We start from the raw sequence: 21,893 nt of genomic DNA on the forward strand, positions 1-21,893 counted from the left end.
CGGTGCCCGGTCGAGCCTGCCAGAGCGGGTGGGCCGATCGGCGCACGGCCCTCCGCGGACGGCACGAGCCGCCCTCGCCGAGGGGCGGCGAGGGCGGCTCGTGGACCTGGTGCGGCTACCGCTCCCAGCCCGGCACGCCGGGCGCCGGGCCGACCGGGCGCGGCGTCGCGTCGAGCGACGCGACCGACTCGGCCGGGGGTTCGACCGCCGCGCAGCGGGCGCCGTCGCGCGGGGTCTTGAGGGTGATCAGGTACTCGTCCATGGCGCCGGTGGTGCAGTCGCTGCGGCCGTAGACGCCGTGGCCCCAGCCCTCGTAGGTGAGCAGCACGGTGGTGTCGCGGCTCTGCCGGTGGGCGTTGACCGCCCACTCGTAGGGCGTGGACGGGTCGTGCAGGGCGTTGGTCATGAGGATCTTGGGCGCGTCCTCGATCCGCAGCCGGTGCTGCGGGTTGTTCACCTTCTCCGGCAGGCCGACGCAGCCGGCGGTCGCCTCGTGCCCGAGGCTCGAACCGCGCATGTGCGGCGCGAGCCGGTTGTTCCGCTCGACCAGCGCGGACAGCTCGCGGTGGCTCTTCACGCGGATCGCCCAGTCCTGGCAGAACACCGCGGCGAACGGGTTCTCCGCGGTCTCCTCCGCCGCGAACGCCGCGGCGCTCGGCGCGCCCGCGACCAGGTCCGCGACCAACTGGGCCAGCGGGGCCCAGTCCGGGCCGTAGAACGCGCCGAGCGCGGCGCCGCTGAGCTGCCGGGCGGTGATCACCTGGCCCGGGTTGCCCGGGTTGGTGAGCTCGCCGCGGTCGGCGCGGGCGAGCAGGTCGTCCCACACCGCGGCCACGTCCCGGCCGTGCAGGGCGCACGACGGGGTGCGGTCGCACCACTTCACGAACTCGTGGAAGGAGTCCTCGGCGGCCACGGCCTCGGTCTCGTTGAAGCGCCGGACGCCCAGGCTGTGGTCCATGTTCGAGTCGAGGACCATGGCGCGGATGTCGCGGCCGAACTCCTCGGCGTACTGCTGGCCGATGAGCGTGCCGTAGGAGATGCCGTAGTAGTTGATCTTCCGCTCGCCGAGCGCCTTGCGCAGCGCGTCGATGTCCTTGACCACGGACAGGGTGTCGGCGTGGTCGTAGATCGGACCGGAGTGCTCGCGGCAGTCGGCGGCCAGCTCGCGGTTGTACGCGGCCAGCTCCCGGAAGCCCGCCTCGTCGGCCGGGTAGGTCGACGGCGCGTCCAGCAGCAGGTCGAGCGAGCACTTCACCGGTTGGCTGCGGGCCACGCCGCGCGGGTCGAAGCCGACGACGTCGAAGCGCTCCAGCACGGCCGGGCTGAAGTACTCGTTCGCGCCCAGCGCGAAGCTGACACCCGAACCGCCGGGCCCACCGGGGTTGATCACCAGCACCCCGACGCGCTTGGTCGGGTCGGTGGCCTTGCGCCGGGCGACGGCGAGGTCGAACCGCTCGCCGCGCGGGCGCTCCCAGTCGATCGGCAGGCTGAGCGCGCCGCACTCCACCTCGGCCAGTTCCTCGCACGGCGCCCACTCGACGCGCGGCGCCGGCGTCCCGGCCGCGCCCGGCGGTTCCGCGGACGCGGACGGCGCTGTCCCCACTGCGAGCGCGACGGCGGCGGCGACGCCGCTCAGCGCTCGGATGCTCGATCGCACAGGTTCCTCCCTAGTTCCTGTCACCCGATAGGGTGATGGCAGGCTTTCAGGGGTGTTGCGCGTCTCACAACCAACTCAAGTCGGACATGAGATCAGCCCTCAGACTGACAACTTCACATCGTTTGGGTTACGGACTGATAGCGCTTGGTGAGCGCATCGAGTCCCGCCGGCGTCAGTGAGCCGATCAGGCGGAGGCGGGCCATCCCGCCGTCCGGGTAGATGTCGAGCCGCGCGCGGGTCACCTCCCCGCCCCGCTCGACGCGGAAGCGGTGGCGCGTGTCGGGCTGCAACCGGGTCCGGGGCAGCAGGTCGAACCACTCGCCGTCGCCGCGCCCGCCCCGCACCGACGCCCACCCCGGCGCGTTGCCCTTGAAGTGGGTGGTGTCCAGCTCCGCCAGGTGGACCACGCCGGGCGCGGCCAGCGCGATCTCCACCCAGTCGTTGCCGTCGTCGCGGCGGCGCGCGGTCTCCCAGCCCTCGCCCATCACCCGGGCCTGTCCCGGCGCGATCAGGTTGCCCGGCGAGCCGTAGAACATGTTGCTGCACGCGGTGACCGAAGCGCCGTTCTCCAGCGCCGCCAGGTCCAGCGCCCCCGGCGTCACCAGGTCCGGGTCGACCACCGGCTCGCCGTGCACGCGCAGCCGCGCCACGCCGCCGTCCGGGTGGATGGTCAGGCGGACGTGGGTCCAGCGACGCCCGTCGGCCACGTCGAAGTGGTGCTTGCGGTCGCCCTCCAGGGGCGACCTCGGCACCAGGGTCTCCCAGTCGGTCAGCTCCGACGGCGCCGGGTGGCCCCGGACCGCGGTCGCCTCCACCGACGCGAACGGCGGGTAGTTGCCCTTGAAGAACGCCGTGTCCACCACCACGCCCCGGACGACGCCGGGCAGGCCGAGGCGCACGACCGCGTGGTCCGCGCCCGGCTCGCGGCGGCGGCGCGTCTCCCAGCCGTCGTAGACCTGGCCCTTGTTGCCGAACGTGTGCGGCCGGTACCCCGGCTCGGCCCGCTCGACCAGGTTCTCCCGCTCGGCGAAGGACTCGTCGTTGGCCCACACCACGCCGCCGCCGACCGACCGGCAGGCCAGGTCGGGCAGCAGGGTCCAGCCGGGTGCCTCGGTCATGGTCCTCCCCTGGTCAGCAACCGCCCGCGCGGTCGGTCGTCCACCGGCTGCCCGCGCAGCCACGTGCGCCGCACCACCCCGGACAGCGGGCGGCCGTGGTACGGCGTGACGGGGTTGCGGTGGTGCAGCGCCGCCCGGTCCACCACGAACGCCTCGTCCGGGGCGAACACCGCGAAGTCGGCGTCCGCGCCGGGCGCGATCCGGCCCTTGGTCGGCAACCCCACCAGGTCGGCCGGGTTGGTCGCCATCCACCGCACCACGTCGGTCAGCGCGTACCCGCGCCGCCGGGCCTGGGTCCACACCGCGGGCAGGCCCAGCTGGAGGCTCGCCACACCGCCCCACGCGGTGGCGAAGTCGCCCCGCTTCAGCTCCGGGGTGCACGGCGAGTGGTCGGTCACCACCAGGTCGACCAGGCCCTCGCCCAGGGCGCGCCACAGCAGCTCCCGGTTGGCCGCGTCGCGGATCGGCGGGCAGCACTTGAACTCCGTCGCGCCGTCCGCGATCTCCTCGGCGACGAACGTGAGGTAGTGCGGGCACGTCTCCGCGGTCACCGCCAGCCCGCGCCCCCGCGCCTCCCGCAGCCGCGCCAGGGCCTCACCGCTGGACAGGTGCAGCACGTGCAGCCGGGCGCCGGTCTCGGCGGCCAGGTCGACCACCGAGCCGATCGCCCTGGTCTCCGCGCGGTGCGGCCGGGAGTCCAGGAACGCCCGGTAGCCGGGGCCGGGGTCGGTGACCTCGCGCGGGTCCTCGGCGTGCACGACCGCCAGCGCGCCCAGCGGCGCCAACCGGTCCAGGGCCCGGCGCAGCTCGTCGGTGGTGACGTGCGGGAACTCGTCCACGCCCGAGTGGAGCAGGAAGCACTTGAAGCCGAACACGCCGGCGTCGTGCAGGGCCACCAGGTCGTCGGCGTTGTCCGGCACGATGCCGCCCCAGAAGCCGACGTCCACGTGGACCCGGCCGCGCGCCGCCGCCCGCTTGACCTCCAGCGCCGCCGGCGTCGTGGTCGGCGGCACGCTGTTCAGCGGCATGTCCACGATCGTGGTGACGCCGCCGGCCGCCGCCGCCCGGGTGGCCGTGGCGAAGCCCTCCCACTCGGCGCGCCCCGGGTCGTTGACGTGGACGTGGGTGTCCACCAGGCCGGGCAGCAGGACCTCGTCCGGCGCCAGCTCCACCACGGCGCCGGCGTCGAGGCGATCGGCCACCGCGACCACGCGCCCGCCCGCCACGCCGACGTCGGCCGCGCGCTCGCCGTCCGGGGTGATCACTCGCGCCGCGCGCAGCACCAGGTCCATGGACCTCACCTTCCCAGCCGAGCCGGCGCGTGGCGACCACCCGGGTGTTCCGGGATCGTTTCCGATCGGGCCGTCGCGGCGGGGTCTCACCTCATTGACACGTCCGGAAGGGCGCTCGTACCGTCCCGGGGGCGGAAACGAGGTTCCGCGATACCGGAACGGGGACCGCCAGTGCCCGACCTGCCCGCGTTCAACTCGGCGCACCAGGATGAACTCCGCCCCCTGCTCGCCGAGTGCCTCGCGGCGCCGCGCTGGGTCGACGCCGTGCTGGCCGGCAGGCCTTACGCGGACGTGGACGCGCTGCTCGCCGCCGCGCACCGGGCCGCCGAGGGGCTGTCCGACGACGAGGTCCGCGCCGCGATCGCCGGGCACCCGCGCATCGGCGAGCGCGCGACGGGCGACGGGCCCGGCGCGAGGTGGTCCGCCGACGAGCAGTCCGGCGTCGCCGCCTCCGCCGCCGAACGGCTGGCCGCCGCGAACGCCGCCTACGAGGAGCGCTTCGGGCACGTCTACCTGGTGCGCGCGACCGGGCTGAGCGGCGAGCAGGTGCTGGCCGACCTCACCGCGCGCCTGGCCAACCCGCCGGGCGTCGAGCTGCGCGTGGCGAACCGGGAACTGGCCGGGATCGCGGCGCTGCGGCTGGGGAAGGTGCTGTCGTGACCACCTCCGGCGGGTGCACGCTGTCCACCCACGTGCTCGACGCGGAGGCGGGCCGGCCCCGGGTCGGCGTGCCGGTCCGGCTGGAGCGCGACGGCGAGGTGCTGGCCACCGGGCGCACCGACGACGACGGGCGGCTGCGGTTCGCCGAACGGCTGTCACCCGGCGTGCACCGGCTGGTGTTCGAGGTCGACACCCCGTTCTACCCGGAGATCACCGTGACCTTCCGGGCCGAAGGGGGCCACCTGCACGTGCCGGTCCTGCTGAGCCCGTTCTCGTACACCACCTACCGGGGGAGCTGACCCGTGGCCATCGTCCTGGGGGACAACCAGTACGGGAAGGCGGAGAACCGCCTCGTCGTGGTGTCGCGCGACGGCGACGTGCACCGGATCAAGGACCTGACCGTGAGCACCTCCCTGCGCGGCGACCTCGCGGACACCCACCTGACCGGCGACAACGCCAAGGTGCTGGCCACCGACACGCAGAAGAACACCGTCCACGCCTTCGCCAAGCGGCAGCCCGTCGGCGAGATCGAGGACTTCGCGCTGCGGCTCGGCAGGCACTTCGTGTCCTCCCAGGAGGCCATCACCGGCGCGCGGGTCCTGGTCGACGAGCACCCGTGGCAGCGGATCGAGGGCAACGGCCACTCGTTCGTGTCGGGCAGCGCCGAGAAGCGCACCACCGCCGTGACCGTCGACGGCGACCGGTCGTGGGTGGTGTCCGGCGTGCGGGACCTCGTGGTGCTCAAGACCACCGGCTCGGAGTTCCACGGCTTCCCGCGCGACGAGTACACGACGCTCCAGGAGACCGACGACCGCGTGCTCGCCACCTCCGTCACCGCCCGCTGGCGCTACCGGACCGGGGAGGTCGACTGGGCCGAGGCGCACGCCGCGATCAGGCTGCTGCTGCTGACCACCTTCGCCGGCAAGCACAGCCTGTCGTTGCAGCAGACCCTCTACGCGATGGGCGAGGCGGTGCTGCTGGCCCGGCCGGAGGTGGCCGAGGTCCGGCTGTCCATGCCGAACCGGCACCACTTCGCCGTCGACCTGTCCCCGTTCGGGCTGGCGAACGACAACGAGGTGTTCCACGCCGCCGACCGGCCGTACGGGCTCATCGAGGGCTCGGTGCTGCGCGACGACGCCGAGGACCCCGGACTGGCCTGGCACACCCTGCCCGCCTTCTAGCGCCTCACCCCTCGTACCGCGCCATCCGCTGGAGCCGCCAGGAGTGGAACAGGTCGGACTCCTCGTACCAGTCCACGGCGGTCGGCCGCCGCGCCGTGGCCAGGAACTCCAGCAGGATCGCCCGGAACACCGGCAGCGGCACGCCCACCCCCGGCGGGAAGTCCGTGTACGGCTCGTCCACGAACGGCGCGCCCGGGTCGCCCTTGGGCCAGCCGGTGAACTCGTCGTCGACGTAGTTCAGGTAGCCCCACCCGCCGCGGACGGCCAGCACCAGGTTGTGGTCGCTCTCGCCCTCGTCGTCCACGTCGCGGCCGAAGTGCTCCAGCATCCCGTCGTTGCACCCGGGCCGCGCCAGGGACTCGACGAGCAGGTCGACGTCCGCCTCGCACGCCACCACCTGGTAGCGGAACTCGGCCCGCTCCAGGTCGGGCAGCCCGGTCCACACCCCGGCGCGCATGGTCATGCGCACCACGATGGCGGCTCGGGCGCGGATCGGCCCGGCGAGCCGCCAGGATCACCCCATCCGGCGACGGGCCAGCTCCCGCAGCTCGGGCAGGCCCAGGCCGGTGGCGTCGCGGACCTCGTCCTCGGCCAGCGCGCCGCAGTCCAGCGCGCGCAGGAAGGACGCCGACAGGGCCTGGGCGGTGGCGGGCTCGTCCAGCACGGCGCCGCCGGCGCGCTCCACGTACGCCCGGAGCCGGCGCGCGTCGGCCCCCACGCCCTCCAGGTGGAACGCGTGCACCGCCGCGTACCTGGTCACCAGCTGCGCCGGGTGCAGGTCCCAGCCCTGGTAGAAGCCGTGCGCCAGGGACCGGCGCACCAGGCGGTAGTGCGTGCGCCACCCCTCCTCGACCCGGTCGCCGACCGGCAGCACGTTGGTGGAGCCGTCGGACAGCTCGACGCCCGTGCCCGCCGCGGACACCTGCATGACGTTGCGGGCGAAGTCGCACGCCCCGTGCGCCAGGTGCTGGTGCGCCGCGCCGAGACCGCAGCCCGCCGTGTAGTCGTAGGTGCCGAAGTGCAGGCCGCTGACCCGACCCCGGCCCGCCTCGACGAACCGCGGCAGGGCCAGCCGCCCCTCCGGGTCGACGACCGACCGCGTCGTCTCGACCTGGACCTCGAACCGCAGCGGCAGCCCGAACAGGTCGAGCACCTCGCCGAACACCTCGACCTGCGCCACCGACGTGACCTTGGGGAAGGTGATCACCAGCCCCTCGGGCGCGCCGCCGAGCGCGGTCAGGAAGACGTCGAGGGTGCGGAGGCCGCGCTCGCGCAGCGCCGCCGTGTCGAACGACTTCACCCGCAGCCCGAAGCGCGGCGGCGCGACGCCGTCGGCCAGCCAGTCCCGCACCACCAGCGCGGTGCGCTCGGCGTCGGCGTCCTCCTCGTCGTCGGCGCGGACCCCGTAGCCGTCCTCGAAGTCGACCCGCAGGTCCTCCACCGGTTCGGCGGCGAGCTTGGCGCGCACCCGGTCCGGCACGACCTCGGGCACGCCGAGCAGGCCGACCAGGTCGGGGTGCGCGTCCAGCGCCCCGATCGCCCCCGCGCCCCAGTCCCGCACCGTCGAGGCGGTGACCCGGTCGGCGGGGACGTAGCAGGTGTGCACGGGCTGCCTGCCGACCGGCCACCTCGGCTCCACGTCGGTCAGCCGCGCGGTGAGCGCCCGCACCGCGCCCGGGTCGAGCGAGGTCCGGGGCACGTCAGCCGATCCGCTCGTAGGCGGGCAGGGTCAGGAAGTCCACGAACTCGTCGGCCAGCGCGACCTGCTCGAACAGCTCGACGGCCGGCGCGAGGTGGTCGCCGCCCAGGTCCCGCGCCACCTCGGCCAGCACCTCGCGCACCAGGTCGGCGGTGACCGGCGTGCCGTCGTCGAGCACCACGTCGTTGTGCACCCACTGCCACAGCTGGGAGCGGGAGATCTCGGCGGTGGCGGCGTCCTCCATGAGGTTGTGGATGGCCGCCGCGCCGTTGCCGCCCAGCCACGACAGCAGGTAGCGCACACCGACGTCCACCGCCGACTCCAGGCCCGCGCGGGTCGCGCCGCCACCGGCCGAGGCGAAGTCCAGCAGCTGCTCCGCGGTGACCGACACGTCCGACCGCTGCACGCCGAGCTGGTTGGGCTCGTCGCCCAGCTGCGCGTCGAAGATCTCCCGGCACACCGGCACGAGGTCGGGGTGGGCGACCCAGGAGCCGTCGAACCCGTCACCCGCCTCGCGGGTCTTGTCCGCGCGCACCTTCGCCAGCGCGTTCTCCGTGACCCCGGGGTCGCGCCGGTTCGGGATGAACGCGGCCATGCCGCCGATGGCGAACGCGCCGCGCTTGTGGCAGGTGCGCACCAGGAGTTCGGTGTAGGCGCGCATGAACGGCGCGGTCATGGTGATGCTGCCGCGGTCGGGCAGCACGGCGTCCGGGCCCGCGTCGCGGAAGTACTTGATGATGCTGAACAGGTAGTCCCAGCGGCCGGCGTTGAGACCGGAGGCGTGGTCGCGCAGCTCGTGGAGGATCTCCTCCATCTCGAACGCGGCCGGGATGGTCTCGATCAGCACGGTCGCGCGGATCGTGCCGTGCGGGACGCCGAGCCGCTGCTGCGCGGTGGTGAACACGCCGTTCCACAGCCGGGCTTCGAGGTGGCCCTCCAGCTTCGGCAGGTAGTAGTACGGCCGGCCGAGCGAGGCGTTGTGGAAGAAGTGCAGGCCGAAGTCGACCAGGGCGCCGATGGCGGGTTCGCCGTCGACCTCCAGGTGCTTCTCCGGCAGGTGCCAGCCGCGCGGGCGGACCACGATCGCGGGGCGCTCCACGTCGTCGCGCAGGGCGTAGCGCTTGCCCTCCGGCGAGGTGAACCCAATGGTGCCACGGGCCGCGTCGCGGAGGTTGACCTGGCCGGAGACCACGTTGTGCCAGTGCGGCGTGTTCGCGTCCTCCAGGTCGGCCAGCCACACCTTCGCGCCGGAGTTCAGCGCGTTGACCGTCATCTTGCGCTCGGTCGGGCCGGTGATCTCCACCCGCCGGTCGCGCAGCGGCTCGGGCGCCTCGGCGACCCGCCAGTCCCCGTCGCGCACGGCCTTGGTCTCGGGCAGGAAGCCGAGCGGGCGGCGTTGCGCGCGGCGGCGCATCAGCGCGGCGTGCTCCGGCGCGAACGCCCGGTGCAGCTCGGCGACGAACTCCAGCGCCTCCGGGGTGAGGACCTCGTCCCCGCGTTCCACTTCGCCGCCGAGGACGCGAACACCGGGCATGGAGGCCACCTCTGTTCCGAAGCCGACTTCTGCTCAGCGGACCCTAGTTTCCGCGAAGCGGAACGGCAACGAGGGCGCGATGGCCGTGCCCCGGGAGTCCGCCGGTGGCGTCAGGTCGCCGCGACGAGCCTTCGACCTGCTGGAACGCCCCGCCGGACCGGGTCGCGGCCCAGGCGGCCCTCGACCGCCCCCCGGTGGAACGGACTTGACGTGCTCCCGCTCGCAGGTAGATTACATGCACGTACATACACATGGTTTGGAGGCGACATGACCGACCGCAGGTTCCTGTTCGTGCTGGGCAGCGCGCGGCGCGACGGCAACACCGAGCAGCTGGCCAGGATCGCGGCCGAACAGCTCGGCGACGTCGAGCAGCGCTGGCTGTGGCTGGGCGACGTGCCGCTGGAGGAGTACCGGGACGTCCGCTGGCCGGTCAGCGAGCGGCCCGACCCGAAGGGCAACGAGAAGCTGCTGCTGGACGCCACGCTGGAGGCGACGGACATCGTGATCGCCTCGCCGACCTACTGGTACAGCGTGTCGTCGTCGACCAAGCGCTACCTGGACCACTGGTCGAACTGGGAGCGCGTCCCCGGCTTCCTGGACACCATGGCGGGCAAGAAGCTCTGGGTGGTCACCGCGCTCGCCGAGGAGCACCACCAGGCCGACGCGCTGCTGGACGCGCTCCGGCGCGCCGCGGACTGGACGAAGATGTCGTGGGGCGGCGGCCTGGTCGGCATCGGGAACCGACCGGGTGACGTGCTGTCGGACACCACCGCGCTGACGCGGGCGAAGACGTTCTTCGCGGCATGATCACCGGGTGACGACCCACCGCGGACGAACGCTGACCCTGTTCTGGACCGATCACCAGGTGGTGGGCCGCTGGTGCGACGGGACCGAGCTCCCGCCGGCGCCCACCACCGCCCCGGCCGACCGGGTGGCGTGGCTGGTGGACCTGATCGCCGAGCACCGGCGCACCTACCCCGGCGCCCGCGTCCGGGCCACCAACCGCCCGACCTGGCGCCCCCCGCACCCACCCCACCCCCTAGCCCTCACCCCTCCCCCACGCAGCTCTCCTCCGCAGATCCACCCCCAGGTGATCCGCTCCCCCCTGCCTCCCCTGCACCACCACGTGACCACCACGGGCCACCTAAAAGAATGCTGGCACCACTGCCCCGACTAACCGCGTGTCCTCCACTCAGGCATCGCGTGTCCTCCGCCCAGACGTCGCGTGTCCTCCACTCGGACACCGCGAGTCGACCGCTCAGGACGGCTGCCTGGTGCCCGAGCGGTCGGTTCACGGTGCCGGAGTGGAGGACACGCGGTGCCGGAGTGGAGGACACGCGCGGGGTCAGCCGAGCAGGGCGTCCACGAAGGCGTGGGGTTCGAAGGGGGCCAGGTCGTCGGCGCCCTCGCCCAGGCCGACGAGCTTGACGGGGACGCCCAGCTCCCGCTGGACCTGGAAGACGATGCCGCCCTTGGCGGTGCCGTCGAGCTTGGTCAGCACGATGCCGGTCACGTTGACGACGTCGGCGAAGACGCGGGCCTGGGTGAGGCCGTTCTGGCCGGTGGTGGCGTCGAGGACCAGCAGCACCTCGTCCACCGCCGCCTGCTTCTCCACCACGCGCTTGACCTTGCCCAGCTCGTCCATCAGGCCGGTCTTGGTGTGCAGGCGGCCCGCCGTGTCGACGAGGACGGTGTCCACGCCCGCGTCCACGCCGCGCTTGACCGCCTCGAACGCCACCGACGCCGGGTCCGCGCCCTCCGCGCCGCGCACGGTGGACGCGCCCACGCGCGAACCCCACGTCTCCAACTGGTCGGCCGCCGCCGCGCGGAACGTGTCCGCCGCGCCCAGCAGCACGGTCCGGCCGTCGGCCACCAGCACGCGCGCCAGCTTGCCGGTGGTGGTGGTCTTGCCGACGCCGTTGACGCCGACCACCAGCACGACCGCGGGCTTGCCCGAGTGCGGCAGCGCGTTGACCGCGCGGTTCATCTCCGGGTGCAGCACGCCCACCAGCACGTCGCGCAGCATCGACCGCGCGTCGTCGGACGTCCGCACGCCCCGCGACGCGATCTGCTCGCGCAGCGCGGCCACCACCTCGTCGGTGATCGCCGAGCCGAGGTCGGCCATGAGCAGCGTGTCCTCGACGTCGGTCCACGAGTCCTCGTCCAGGTCGCCCGCGCCGAGCAGGCCGAGCAGGCCCTGCCCGAACGTGGACCGCGACCGGGACAGCCGCCCGCGCAGCCGCTCCAACCGCCCCTCGGTCGGCTCGATCTCGTCGATCTCCGACGCCTGCTCGGGCAGCTCGACCTCGACGAACCCGCGCTTGGCCGAGTCCCGCGGCACGGCCGCGTCGTCGCCGACGCCCGGCTGGCCGTCGACCTCCGTGCGCTCGGCCACCGGGTGCTCGACCGGTTCCGCGACCGGTTCGACCACCGGCTCCGAGACGGGCGGGGAGACCGGCGGGGAGACGGGAGGCGTGACGGGCGGAGGGACCGGAGGCGTGGCGATTCGCGGTTCGGCGACCGGGGGTGCGGCCTTCTCCACCAGGTCGGGTTCGGGGCGCTCGACCACCGGCGGCGGCGCGGGCGCGTTGAACGTGATCGCGCCGCCCGCCCGGTACCCCTGGGCGGGCTTGTCCTGCTCGGGCTCGGTGAGGCTGATCCGCCGCCGCCGGGACAGCACGACGCCCGTCACCAGGGCGACCAGGAGCAGTGCCGCGACGACGACGATGATCCAGATCAGGGTCGTGGTGGTCACCGGGCAATCCTCGCACGACCCGCCCATGTTGCCGTTCGACGAACCGCGTCGAGATCAGGCAACTTTCCCACCACCGCTCTTGCGCGCACCCTCCGGTGTGCAATAGACCACAGGCGTGAGGGTGATCGGGCTCATCTCAGGCACCTCGATGGACGCCATCGACGTGGCCGTGGCCGAACTGTCCCTGGACGGTCCCACCGTCCACCTGGAACCCGTCGAGCACGCCGGGCACCCGTTCCCCGAGCACCTGCGGGAGCAGCCGAACTCCGCCGCCGACCTGTGCGCCCTGGACATCGGGATCGGGCGGGCGTTCGGCGAGGTGGCCGCGCGGTACCGGGGCGACCTGGTCGCCTCGCTCGGGCAGACCGCGCACCACGAGGTCGAGGGCGGCCGCTGCCTGGGCACCCTCCAGCTCGGCAGGCCCGCGTGGATAGCCGAAGCCACCGGCCTGCCGGTGATCTCCGACTTCCGGTCGCGCGACGTCGCCGCCGGCGGGCACGGCGCGCCGCTGGCGAGCACGCTGGACGCGCTGTGGCTGGCCGACTTCGACGGCCCGGCCACCGCGCTGAACCTCGGCGGCATCGCCAACGTGACCAAGGTTTCGCCCGAAGGTGTGATCGCCTTCGACACCGGGCCCGGCAACGCGCTCCTGGACGCGGCCATGACCGTGCTGACCGGCGGCCGGCGCACGCAGGACACCGACGGCGAGTTCGCCCGGCGCGGGCGGGTGGACGCCGAGCTGCTCGACCGCCTCCTCGCCGACCCGTACTACGCGCTCCCCGCGCCCAAGTCCACCGGCAAGGAGCACTTCAACCGCGCCTACCTGGACCGGGTCGCCGACGGGATGACCGTCCAGGCCGAGGACTTCCTCGCCACCCTCACCGAGCTGACCGCCCGCACCGCCGCCGCCGGGTGCGAGGGCGTCGTCATCGGCTCGGGCGGCGGGATGCGCAACCCCGCCCTCGTCGAGTCGCTGCGGCGGCACGTCGACCTGCGCCCCAGCGACGAGTTCGGCCTGCCCGCCGACGGCAAGGAGGCCTACCTCGCCGCCCTGCTGGGCTTCCTGACCTGGCACGGCCTGCCCGCCAACGTGCCGTCCGCCACCGGCGCCGCCGGACCGCGCCCGCTGGGGTCGATCACCCCGGGCCGCTTCCCGCCGCGCCTGCCGGAACCCGCGGTGACCGCCGTCCGCGGTCTGAGGATCGGCCGCCGCCCGCGGCCCTGGGATGGAGGACCCCGTGCGCGCACTTGACGTCGGCATCATCGTGCTGTTCCTGGTGGGCATGCCGCTGCTGGGCGTGTGGATCGGCGGCAGGCAGCGGTCGGCCACCGACTACTTCGTCGGCGAGCGCCGCATCCCCTGGTGGGTCGTGTGCGTGTCGGTGGTGTCGGCGGAGACGTCGACGCTGACGGTGCTGAGCGTGCCCACGGTCGGCTACCTCGGCACCACGACGTTCCTGTCGCTCGCGATCGGCTACTTCATCGGCCGGGTCGTGGTGTCGTTCGTGCTGCTGCCGAAGTACGTCGCGGGCGAGCTGATCACCGCCTACGGGTTCCTGGGCAAGCGGTTCGGCGGCGGCCTCCAGGGCACGGCCTCGGTGACGTTCCTGGTGACCCGCCTGCTCGCGGACGGCCTGCGGCTGTTCGCCACGGCCATCCCGGTCAAGGTGGTGCTGTCCGCCTACGGCGTGGACGCCTCGTACTGGGCGATCGTGGCGGTGCTGGGCGTGGCGATGGTGGTCTACAGCTTCCTCGGCGGCGTGCGGGCCGTGGTGTGGGTCGACGCCATCCAGATGCTCTGGTACGTCCTGGGCGCGGTCGCGGTGATCGCGGTGCTGAGCGGGAAGCTGCCGGACGGCTGGTTCTCCGGCGCCTCCGACGCGGGCAAGTTCCAGGTCCTCGACCTCGGCTCCAACCCGCTGACCTCCCAGTACGCGCTGCCGACCGCGCTCATCGGCGGCGCGGTGCTGTCCATGGCCTCGCACGGCGCCGACCAGCTGGTGGTGCAACGGCTGATGGCCACCAAGGACGTGCGGGCGGCGCAGAAGGCGCTGATCACCAGCGGCGTGGTGGTGTTCTTCCAGTTCGCGCTGTTCCTGTTCATCGGCGTGATGCTGTGGGCCCACTACCGGGCCGCCGCGCCGGTGAAGGACCTCGGCCTGAACAACAACGACGAGCTGTTCGCGCACTTCATCGTCAACGAGATGCCGTCGGGGCTGTCCGGCTTCGTGATCGCGGGCATCCTCGCGGCGGCGCTGTCGTCGTCGCTGGGGGCGCTGGCGTCCTCGACGGTCACCGACGTGGTGCAGCGCGTGCGGCGGCGCCCGATGACGGAGGAGGAGATGTTCCGTCAGGGCCGCGCGTGGACCGTGGTGTGGGCGGGCCTGCTGATCGTGTGCGCCGGGCTGTTCGCCTCGTTCACCCGGCGCGGCAACCCGATCGTCGAGCAGGGCCTGTCGATCTCCGGGTTCACCTACGGCGCGCTGCTGGGCGCGTTCCTGCTCGGGCTGCTGTTCCGCCGGGCCCGGCAGCTCGACGCGGTCGTGGCGTTCGGGGTGACCGTGGTGGTGATGGCGTTCGTGATCCTCGGGGTGAAGTTCGTCGGCCCCGACGCGCGCCTGGTGGTCGACTTCGCCGCGGCGTCGCCCGCGAACAAGGTGTTCGCGCTCGCCTACCCCTGGTACACGCCGCTGGGCGTGCTGGTCACGCTGGTCGTGGGCGGGTTGCTGTCGCTGCGGCACCGGACGGACGACCCCGCTCAAGCCGCCTTGCCCGCGCGGTAGGCCACCAGCTCCAGGTGCAGCCGGAAGCCCAGGCGCTCGAACAGGCGTTGGGACGACCGGTTGCCGGCCAGGATCGCGGCGGCGGCCTGGGGACGCGCCCCGGACTTCTCGGCGAGCTTCCAGACCAGCTCGGTGACCAGGGCCGCGCCCACGCCGTTGCCGCGCACCTCCGGCTCCACCGCCACGAAGTCGAGGTAGAACTCGGCCGGGTCGGCCTTGCCGGAGGCGTAGCCGAGCACCCGCTCGCCGTCCATCGCGACGACGACGGTGTGGTCGCGGCTGCCGTCCACCAGGGAGCGGCCCGACAGGTAGGTCTTGGGGAAGCACCGCTCGTGCAGGACGGCGACGGCCTCGTGCACGGCGGGGTCGGTGGGCAGCACGCGCATTTCGCGCGCCGGCCCGGTGCGCGGGCAGCCCGCCTCGCGCAGCAGCAGGTTCCGCAGGTCGTCGCCCGTCAGCGTGTGTATGCCGCACGGTCGGGCGGCGGAGAAACCGTGCCTCTCGGCGAACGCGGCCAGCCGCCGGTGCCCGGTGTGGCCCAGCAGCTCGCGGTCGACGACGTCCCCGAGCAGCGACGCCGCCGCGGCGTACAGGGCGTCGGCGGTCTGGTCCCAGATGCGGCTGCCCGCCGGGTGGTTGACCGGCACGTCCACGAACGGGCCGTGCAGGAACGCGCGGCGCAGCTCGGTGTCCACCTCGATGCTCAGCGCGCCGCACGCGCGGTCCGAGTCGTCGACGGCGACGACGGTGCACGAGGGCCAGTCGGGTTCGAACTCGGCCAGCTCCTCGGCCACCTCGCCGAGCGTCTCGCCGAGGTAGCCGATGTGGTGCGCGTCGTCGGCCTGCAACCGGAGCACCAGGGCGGTGACGGCCTCCAGGTCGGACCGGGTGGCGGGACGGATGTCGTACATGGCTGAGATGGTCGCTCGCGGATCTGACGAACGCGAGGGAGTTTTCCGATCGTGGACGCGAAGGACGCGCCGGCCGGCCACGACCCGGGACACCCTGCTGCGGGCCGACGGCCGCGTGCCGCTGGGCGGGTTGCCGCGGCGGGGGGCCGGCGCCGGCGCTGCGCGCCGCTCGACTCCTGGCGCGTCCGGCTCCTAGCGTCGGGGCATGACGGACAGCGCCACGACCCCCGGGCACACCGACGACGTCCTCGACATCCCCTTCCCCGACGCCTTCGCCTTCGACCCCTCGCCCACCTGGGCCCGGTTGCGGGAGGAGGCGCCCGTGGTCCGGGCGCGCACCCTCACGGGCGCGCAGGTGTGGCTGGTGACCCGCTACGACGACGTGAAGCTGGTGCTGGCCGACCCCCGGTTCTCGCGCGCGGCCGTGGTGGCGGCGGGCGCGCCGCAGGCGGGGGTGTCCAAGCCGCTGCCCAACACCCTGCCGACCACCGACCCGCCCGAGCACACCCGGCTGCGCAAGCTGGTGTCCGGCGCGTTCTCGCACCGGCGGGTCGAGGCGACCAGGCCGTGGGTGCGCGAGCTGTGCGAGGAGCTGGCGGACGACGTGGTGGACGGCGCGGACCTGCGGCAGGTGTTCGCGCTGCCGCTGCCGATCCAGGTGATCTGCACGCTGCTGGGCGTGCGTTACGCGGACCGGGAGCGGTTCCGCGGGTGGGTGGAGCCGGCGTACAGCCTGGAGGTGTCCGAACGGCCGCGGGTCGAGGCGGCGATGGCGGGCCTGCTGGAGTACATGGGCGGGCTGGTGGCCGAGAAGCGGCGGGCGGGCCGGTCGGACGACGTGCTCGACGAGCTGTGCGCCACCGCGCTCACCCACGACGAGCTGGTCGCGTTCGCGCTGAACCTGCTCGTCGCCGGCCACGAGACGTCGGCCAACCAGATCACCAGCTTCGTGGCCACGCTGCTGCGCGACCGGTGGCACTGGGAGCGGCTGGCGGCCGAACCGGGGCTGGTGCCGGGCGCGGTCGAGGAGCTGATGCGGTTCACGAGGCTCAGCGACGTGGGGCAGCTGCGGATCGCGCTGGAGGACGTGGAGGTCGCGGGCGTGGTGGTGCGCGCCGGCGAGGGTGTGATGGCGTCGATCGGCTCGGCCAACCGCGACCCCAGGGCGTTCCCCGAGCCCGACGAGCTGGACCTCGCCCGCACGCCCAACCAACACCTCGCGCTGGGCGTCGGCCCGCACTTCTGCCTGGGCGCGCAACTGGCGCGGATCGAGCTCCAGGAGGCGCTGGGCGTGCTGCTGCAGAGGTTCCCGGGACTGCGCCCGGCGCGCCCGGTCGACGAGCTGGTGTGGCGGCGGGTGCTGGTCAGCGGTTTGGCCGAGTTGCCAATCGTCCTGGAGTAGGTGTTGCCGGGCGTGGTGCTGTGGGGAACCCTGGGAGGGTGAGTGAGGAAACGATCCAACTCGAACTCAACGACACCGGGGTGGCGGTAGACCTCCCGATGCCCTCCCACCAGCGCGACAAGGTGCAGGACGTCCCCTACCGACCGGTCGAGTTCAGCGATGACGACCTGCCCAACGCGCTGGAACGCGCGGCGATCTGGCTGCGGCGGACCCAGGAGTGGCTCGGCGAAGCCGTCGACGTGATCGCGGTGCACCTGGATTACGACGACACCAAGGGCTCGCCGTACTACAACCTGAAACTGCTGTGCAACGAGGAGGACCTGGCGGGCGCGCCGAAGGTGGTCCGCGAACACTCGACCAGCACGACTACTGATCAGTAACGTATCCTGGGCGTCATGCCTGATCGCGTGTACCCGCCGGTGATCGCCGCGTGCAAGTTGATGTTCCGCGTGCTCGACCTGCGCATCACCCGGGACGGCACCGAGCACGTGCCGACCACCGGCGGGGCCGTGCTGGCCTCGAACCACGTCTCCTACCTGGACTTCATCTTCGCGGGTTTCGGGGCGCTGCCCGCCCGCAGGTACGTGCGGTTCATGGCCAAGCACGAGGTGTTCGAGCACAAGGTCTCCGGGCCGCTGATGCGCGGCATGCACCACATCCCCGTGGACCGGAGCGCGGGCCAGGCCTCCTACCAGCAGGCGCTGGCGGCGCTGCGGGCCGGCGAGGTCGTCGGGATCTTCCCCGAGGCCACGATCAGCCGGTCGTTCGCGGTCAAGGAGGTCAAGAGCGGCGCGGTGCGGCTGGCGACCGAGGCCGGCGTGCCGCTGCTGCCGGTGGCGCTGTGGGGCACCCAGCGGCTGTGGACCAAGGGCAAGCCGAAGAACCTGACCCAGCGGCACGTGCCGGTGACGATCGTGGTGGGTTCGCCGATCGAGCCGACCACGGACGAGGCGCTGCGCACCCGCTTGCAGGAGCTGCTGGTCGAGGCCCAGCAGCGGTACCCGGAGTCCGGCGAGGGCCAGTGGTGGCAGCCCGCGCACCTGGGCGGCACGGCGCCGACGCCGGAGGAAGCGGCCCGGCTGGACGCGCGCCACTAGGCCGTTCGAGTGCTCTTGCGCGGCGCGGGGTGAGGTCGGGCGGTCAGGCGGACCCGGCCGCTCCCGGCTCGGCGACCGCCGCTGCCGGTTCCGGCTCGGCCACCGCCGCTGCCGGCTCGGCCACTGTCTGCTCGGCCACCGCCACTGTCTGCTCGGCCACCGCGGCCTTGGGCTTGGCCGCCTTCGGCTTCTCGTCCCGACCCCGCAGCCGCTGCGAGATCACCTGGCTGATGCCGTCGCCCCGCATCGACACGCCGTACAGCGCGTCGGCGATCTCCATGGTCGGCTTCTGGTGCGTGATGATCAGCAGCTGCGACCGCTCGCGCAGCTGCTCGAACAGGCTGATCAAGCGGTGCAGGTTGGTGTCGTCCAGCGCCGCCTCGACCTCGTCCATCACGTAGAACGGCGAGGGCCGCGCCCGGAAGATCGCGACCAGCATCGCCACCGCCGCCAGCGACTTCTCGCCGCCCGACAGCAGCGACAGCCGCTTGACCTTCTTGCCCGGCGGGCGGGCCTCCAGCTCGATGCCGGTGGTCAGCATGTCGCCCGGCTCGGTCAGCACGAGCCGACCCTCGCCGCCGGGGAACAGGACCTTGAACACGACCTCGAACTCGCGCGCCACGTCCTCGTAGGCCAGCGTGAAGACCTCCAGGATCTTGTCGTCGACCTCCTTCACCACGGTGAGCAGGTCGCGCCGGGTCGCCTTGATGTCCTCCAGCTGGTTGGACAGGAACTTGTACCGCTCCTCCAGCGCCGCGAACTCCTCCAGCGCCAGCGGGTTGACCTTGCCCAGCAGCGACATGTCCCGCTCGGCCCGCTTGGCGCGCCGGGCCTGGGTGTCGCGGTCGTACGGGATGGGCTGCGGCGCGGTCACCGCCTCGCCGCGCTCCTTGGCGGCCTCGTACTCGGCCACCTCCTGCGGCGACGGCGGGATCGGCACGTCGGGCCCGTACTCGCCGACCAGGTCGTCCAGGCCGATGCCGAAGTCCTCGGCGACCTTGTTCTCCAGCTGCTCGATGCGCATCCGCTGCTCGGCGCGCAGCACCTCGTCCCGGTGCACGGCGTCGGTCAGCTTCTCCAGCTCCACCGACATCTCCCGCACCAGGCTGCGCACCTGCGACAGGTAGGCCTCGCGGCGGGTCCGGCGCTCCTGCGCGGCGTCGCGCTCGCGGGCGGCGCGGGCCAGCGACTCGGCGATCCGCTCCAGCGCCGCCTCACCGCCGCGCACCACGGCCTTGGCCACGACCGCGCCCCGCGCCCGGGACGCCTGGGCCCGCTGGGCGCGTTCCCTGGCCTCGCGCTCGGCGCGGGCGGCGCGGCGCAGGCCGTCCGCCTTGCCCTGCAACGCGCGGGCGCGTTCCTCGGCGGTGCGCAGCGACAGGCGCGCGTCGACCTCGCCCTGCCGGGCGGACGCCAGCTCGGCGGCCAGCTCGTCGCGGTGCGCGGTGTCCGGCTCGTCGTCCAGGTCCTGCTCCTCCTGCGCGACGAGCAGGCGCTCCTCCAGCTCCGCCAACCGCAGCAGGTTCTCCTCGCGGGCCGACTCGACCTTCGCGCGCTGCGCGCGGGCCCGCTCCGCCTCGGCCTCGGCCGACCGCACGGCCGCCGCCAGCCGGTTGAGCCGCTCGGACGACCGGGCGCGGCGCACCTTGGCCTCGTTGAGCTGCTCCTTCACCGCGGCGACCTCGGCGCGCCTCGCCTGCTGCTCGGCCCGCGCGCCCTCCAGGGACGCCGCGGCCTGCTCCAGCGCCCGTTCGGCCAGCGCCAGCTTCTCGGAGGCCTCGTCCACGGCGGCCTGGACCTCGATGACGCTCTGGCTGCGACCGGCGGCGCCGCCGACCGCCCAGTCCTCGCCGAACACGTCGCCCTCGCGGGTCACCGCCCGCACCGACGGGTGCGCGGCCACCAGCGCCCGCGCCCCGGCGAGGTCGTCGACCACGGCCAGCCGGTCGAGGGCCCGGTGCAGGGCGGGCCGCAACGCCTCGGGCGACCGCACCAGCTCCACGGCCCACCGGCCGTCCGCCGGCAGCGCGGGCCAGCCCGACCGGTCCACCTCGCCCGCACCGCCGATCAGCACGCCGGCCCGACCGGCGTCCTCCTCCTTCAGCAGCTCCAGCGCGGCCGCCGCGTCGGACCCGGACGCCACCGCGACCGCGTCCGCGATCGGCCCGAGCGCCGCCGCCAGCGCCACCTCGAACCCCGGCTCCACGGTCAGCAGCGCCGCCACCGAGCCGAGCAGGCCCGGCAGCCGGGACGCCAGCAGCGCGCCCGCGCCGTCCTTGCGGGTCAGGCCCAGCGACAGCGCGTCCACCCGCGCCTGCCACGACGCGATGTCGCGCTCCGCCGCGCGTTCGGCCTTGACCAGCTCCTCGACCCGCGCCCGCGCCGCGTCGTTCGCCTCGACGGCCAGCCGGTGCCGCTCGTCGAGCCCCTCGTCGTCCTCGTCCTCGGTGCCGGTCACCTCGCGGGCCTCGGCCAGCTCCGCCGCCGCGAACTCGGCGCGCTCCACCGCCTCGGCCAGCGAGGCGGACATGCGCTCGATCTCCTCGGCGGTCGCGCTCGTCTTCGACCGCAGCGCCTCGACCTGCCCGGACAGCCGGGCCAGGCCCTCGCGCCGGTCGGCGATCGCCCGCACCGCGGCCAGGTGCGCCTTCTCCGCCGCGGACACGACCCGCTCCAGCTCGGCGCGGGTCTCCACGGCCTCGGCCAGCCCGACCCGCGCCTCGGTCACGCCGTCCTGGAGCTCCTGCTCCAGCACGGCGGTCTGCTCGGCCTCGGCCTCCAGCTCGTCGGGGTCGCGCCCGCCGCGCGGCGCCTCCACGGCCGCCGACAGGTGCCGCTCCCGCTCCACGGCCAGCCGCACCGTGCCGCGCAACCGCTCTTCCAGCGCCGACAGCCGGTACCAGGTGTCCTGGGCCTGCTGGAGCCGGGGCGCGTCGGCCGCGACCTGGTCCTCCAGCTCGTTCTGCTGGAACTGGGCCTGCTGGAGCGACTTCTCCACCTCGGCGCGGCGGGCGCGGGCGGCGGCCTCGTCGCGCTCCTCGCGGGCCAGCGACTCGCGCTGCGTGACCAGGTCGTCGGCGAGCAGGCGCATCCGCGCGTCCCGCAGCTCGGACTGCACGACCTGGGCGCGGCGGGCGATCTCGGCCTGCTTGCCCAGCGGCTTGAGCTGGCGGCGCAGCTCGGCGGTGAGGTCGGTCAGGCGGGTCAGGTTCGCCTGCATCGCCTCCAGCTTCCGCAGCGCCTTCTCCTTGCGCTTGCGGTGCTTGAGGACGCCCGCGGCCTCCTCGACGAACGCCCGCCGCTCCTCGGGCTTGGACTCCAGGATCGCGGCCAGCTGGCCCTGGCCGACGATCACGTGCATCTCGCGGCCGATGCCGGAGTCGCTCAGCAGCTCCTGGATGTCCATCAGCCGGCACGAGTTGCCGTTGATCTCGTACTCGGTGGCGCCCTCGCGGAACATCCGGCGGGTGATCGACACCTCGACGTAGTCGATCGGCAGCGCGCCGTCGGAGTTGTCGATGGTCAGCGTCACCTCGGCGCGGCCGAGCGGCGCGCGGCCGGACGTGCCGGCGAAGATGACGTCCTCCATCTTGCCGCCGCGCAGGTCCTTGGCGCCCTGCGTGCCCATCACCCAGCGGAGCGCGTCGAGCACGTTCGACTTGCCGGACCCGTTGGGACCGACCACGCAGGTGATGCCGGGCTCGAAGCGCAGCGTGGTAGCCGAGGCGAAGGACTTGAAGCCCTTCAGCGTCAGGCTCTTGAGGTGCACGCCCGGCAGAGTACCCAAGAACGCCCTGGGCCCGG

General features: G+C 73.6%; 19 protein-coding genes. 10 read left to right on the forward strand and 9 right to left on the reverse strand.

Going from position 1 to position 21,893, the window contains the following annotated elements; translation table 11 throughout:
• Positions 1–115: 115 nt before the first annotated feature.
• From ABD223_RS07520 to allB, 3 genes are all read right to left on the reverse strand, one after another.
• The gene (locus ABD223_RS07520; RefSeq protein WP_344035196.1) at positions 116–1,657 is read right to left on the reverse strand and encodes an alpha/beta hydrolase; all 1,542 of its coding nucleotides are present in this window, start codon (positions 1,655–1,657) and stop codon (positions 116–118) included.
• Positions 1,658–1,770: 113 nt separating this feature from the next.
• Positions 1,771–2,775, reverse strand: coding sequence for an allantoicase (gene alc / locus ABD223_RS07525; protein ID WP_344035197.1), 1,005 nt, complete (start codon positions 2,773–2,775; stop codon positions 1,771–1,773).
• Complete coding sequence (gene allB / locus ABD223_RS07530; protein ID WP_344035198.1) at positions 2,772–4,067, reverse strand: allantoinase AllB; 1,296 nt, start codon at positions 4,065–4,067, stop codon at positions 2,772–2,774. The genes alc and allB overlap by 4 nt, the downstream gene beginning before the upstream one ends.
• A gap of 171 nt (positions 4,068–4,238) precedes the next feature.
• Here allB and uraD point away from each other — a divergent pair, with 171 nt between their 5' ends.
• From uraD to pucL, 3 genes are read left to right on the forward strand one after another with little or no spacing between them, the layout of a single operon-like run.
• A complete protein-coding gene (gene uraD / locus ABD223_RS07535; protein ID WP_344035199.1) occupies positions 4,239–4,727 on the forward strand; it encodes a 2-oxo-4-hydroxy-4-carboxy-5-ureidoimidazoline decarboxylase in 489 nt (162 codons plus the stop codon).
• Positions 4,724–5,026 (forward strand): hydroxyisourate hydrolase, encoded by a 303-nt coding sequence (locus ABD223_RS07540; RefSeq protein ID WP_344035200.1) that lies wholly within the window; start codon positions 4,724–4,726, stop codon positions 5,024–5,026. The genes uraD and ABD223_RS07540 overlap by 4 nt, the downstream gene beginning before the upstream one ends.
• 3 nt (positions 5,027–5,029) lie before the next feature.
• The gene (gene pucL, locus ABD223_RS07545) at positions 5,030–5,908 is read left to right on the forward strand and encodes a factor-independent urate hydroxylase (RefSeq protein ID WP_344035201.1); all 879 of its coding nucleotides are present in this window, start codon (positions 5,030–5,032) and stop codon (positions 5,906–5,908) included.
• Positions 5,909–5,912: 4 nt separating this feature from the next.
• Here the strand turns inward: pucL and ABD223_RS07550 are convergent, their stop codons facing one another.
• Genes ABD223_RS07550 through aceB form a run of 3 tightly spaced genes read right to left on the reverse strand, consistent with a single transcriptional unit; the run spans position 5,913 to position 9,141 of the window.
• The gene (locus tag ABD223_RS07550) at positions 5,913–6,371 is read right to left on the reverse strand and encodes an Imm1 family immunity protein (RefSeq protein WP_344035202.1); all 459 of its coding nucleotides are present in this window, start codon (positions 6,369–6,371) and stop codon (positions 5,913–5,915) included.
• Between the two features lie 51 nt (positions 6,372–6,422).
• Positions 6,423–7,607, reverse strand: coding sequence for a DUF6986 family protein (locus ABD223_RS07555; RefSeq protein ID WP_344035203.1), 1,185 nt, complete (start codon positions 7,605–7,607; stop codon positions 6,423–6,425).
• Position 7,608: 1 nt separating this feature from the next.
• Positions 7,609–9,141: a malate synthase A gene (gene aceB / locus ABD223_RS07560; RefSeq protein ID WP_344035204.1), complete on the reverse strand. Its 1,533-nt coding sequence runs from the start codon at positions 9,139–9,141 to the stop codon at positions 7,609–7,611.
• Positions 9,142–9,408: 267 nt separating this feature from the next.
• On the opposite strand from aceB, the gene ABD223_RS07565 reads away from it, so the two are divergent.
• On the forward strand, positions 9,409–9,948 hold the full coding sequence (locus ABD223_RS07565) for a flavodoxin family protein (RefSeq protein ID WP_344035205.1): 540 nt from the start codon (positions 9,409–9,411) through the stop codon (positions 9,946–9,948).
• Between the two features lie 7 nt (positions 9,949–9,955).
• Complete coding sequence (locus ABD223_RS07570) at positions 9,956–10,318, forward strand: hypothetical protein (protein WP_344035206.1); 363 nt, start codon at positions 9,956–9,958, stop codon at positions 10,316–10,318.
• 168 nt (positions 10,319–10,486) lie between these two features.
• On the opposite strand, the gene ftsY is transcribed toward ABD223_RS07570, so the two are convergent.
• Positions 10,487–11,896 (reverse strand): signal recognition particle-docking protein FtsY, encoded by a 1,410-nt coding sequence (gene ftsY, locus ABD223_RS07575; protein WP_344035207.1) that lies wholly within the window; start codon positions 11,894–11,896, stop codon positions 10,487–10,489.
• Positions 11,897–12,011: 115 nt separating this feature from the next.
• Here ftsY and ABD223_RS07580 point away from each other — a divergent pair, with 115 nt between their 5' ends.
• Together ABD223_RS07580 and ABD223_RS07585 are read left to right on the forward strand one after the other, a co-directional pair.
• Entirely contained in the window at positions 12,012–13,148 is a 1,137-nt protein-coding gene (locus ABD223_RS07580) for an anhydro-N-acetylmuramic acid kinase (protein WP_344035209.1), read from the forward strand.
• A complete protein-coding gene (locus tag ABD223_RS07585) occupies positions 13,135–14,679 on the forward strand; it encodes a sodium:solute symporter (RefSeq protein WP_344035210.1) in 1,545 nt (514 codons plus the stop codon). Before ABD223_RS07580 ends, ABD223_RS07585 begins: the two co-directional genes overlap by 14 nt.
• Here ABD223_RS07585 and ABD223_RS07590 read toward each other — a convergent pair.
• Positions 14,655–15,590 carry a GNAT family N-acetyltransferase gene (locus tag ABD223_RS07590; protein WP_344035211.1) on the reverse strand — a complete coding sequence of 312 codons (936 nt, stop codon included), beginning with the start codon at positions 15,588–15,590 and terminating at the stop codon, positions 14,655–14,657. The genes ABD223_RS07585 and ABD223_RS07590 overlap by 25 nt on opposite strands.
• 205 nt (positions 15,591–15,795) lie before the next feature.
• Here ABD223_RS07590 and ABD223_RS07595 point away from each other — a divergent pair, with 205 nt between their 5' ends.
• The 3 genes from ABD223_RS07595 to ABD223_RS07605 are packed head-to-tail and all read left to right on the forward strand — an operon-like array spanning position 15,796 to position 18,089.
• Entirely contained in the window at positions 15,796–16,992 is a 1,197-nt protein-coding gene (locus ABD223_RS07595; protein ID WP_344035212.1) for a cytochrome P450, read from the forward strand.
• A 38-nt stretch (positions 16,993–17,030) separates the two neighbouring features.
• On the forward strand, positions 17,031–17,372 hold the full coding sequence (locus ABD223_RS07600) for a hypothetical protein (protein ID WP_344035213.1): 342 nt from the start codon (positions 17,031–17,033) through the stop codon (positions 17,370–17,372).
• Positions 17,373–17,387: 15 nt separating this feature from the next.
• Positions 17,388–18,089: a lysophospholipid acyltransferase family protein gene (locus ABD223_RS07605; protein ID WP_344035214.1), complete on the forward strand. Its 702-nt coding sequence runs from the start codon at positions 17,388–17,390 to the stop codon at positions 18,087–18,089.
• Between the two features lie 43 nt (positions 18,090–18,132).
• Here the strand turns inward: ABD223_RS07605 and smc are convergent, their stop codons facing one another.
• A complete protein-coding gene (gene smc, locus ABD223_RS07610) occupies positions 18,133–21,858 on the reverse strand; it encodes a chromosome segregation protein SMC (RefSeq protein WP_344035215.1) in 3,726 nt (1,241 codons plus the stop codon).
• Between the last annotated feature and the right edge of the window lie 35 nt (positions 21,859–21,893).

Origin of the sequence: Saccharothrix xinjiangensis (assembly GCF_039527585.1) — a bacterium.
GTDB classification, from domain to species: domain Bacteria; phylum Actinomycetota; class Actinomycetes; order Mycobacteriales; family Pseudonocardiaceae; genus Actinosynnema; species Actinosynnema xinjiangensis.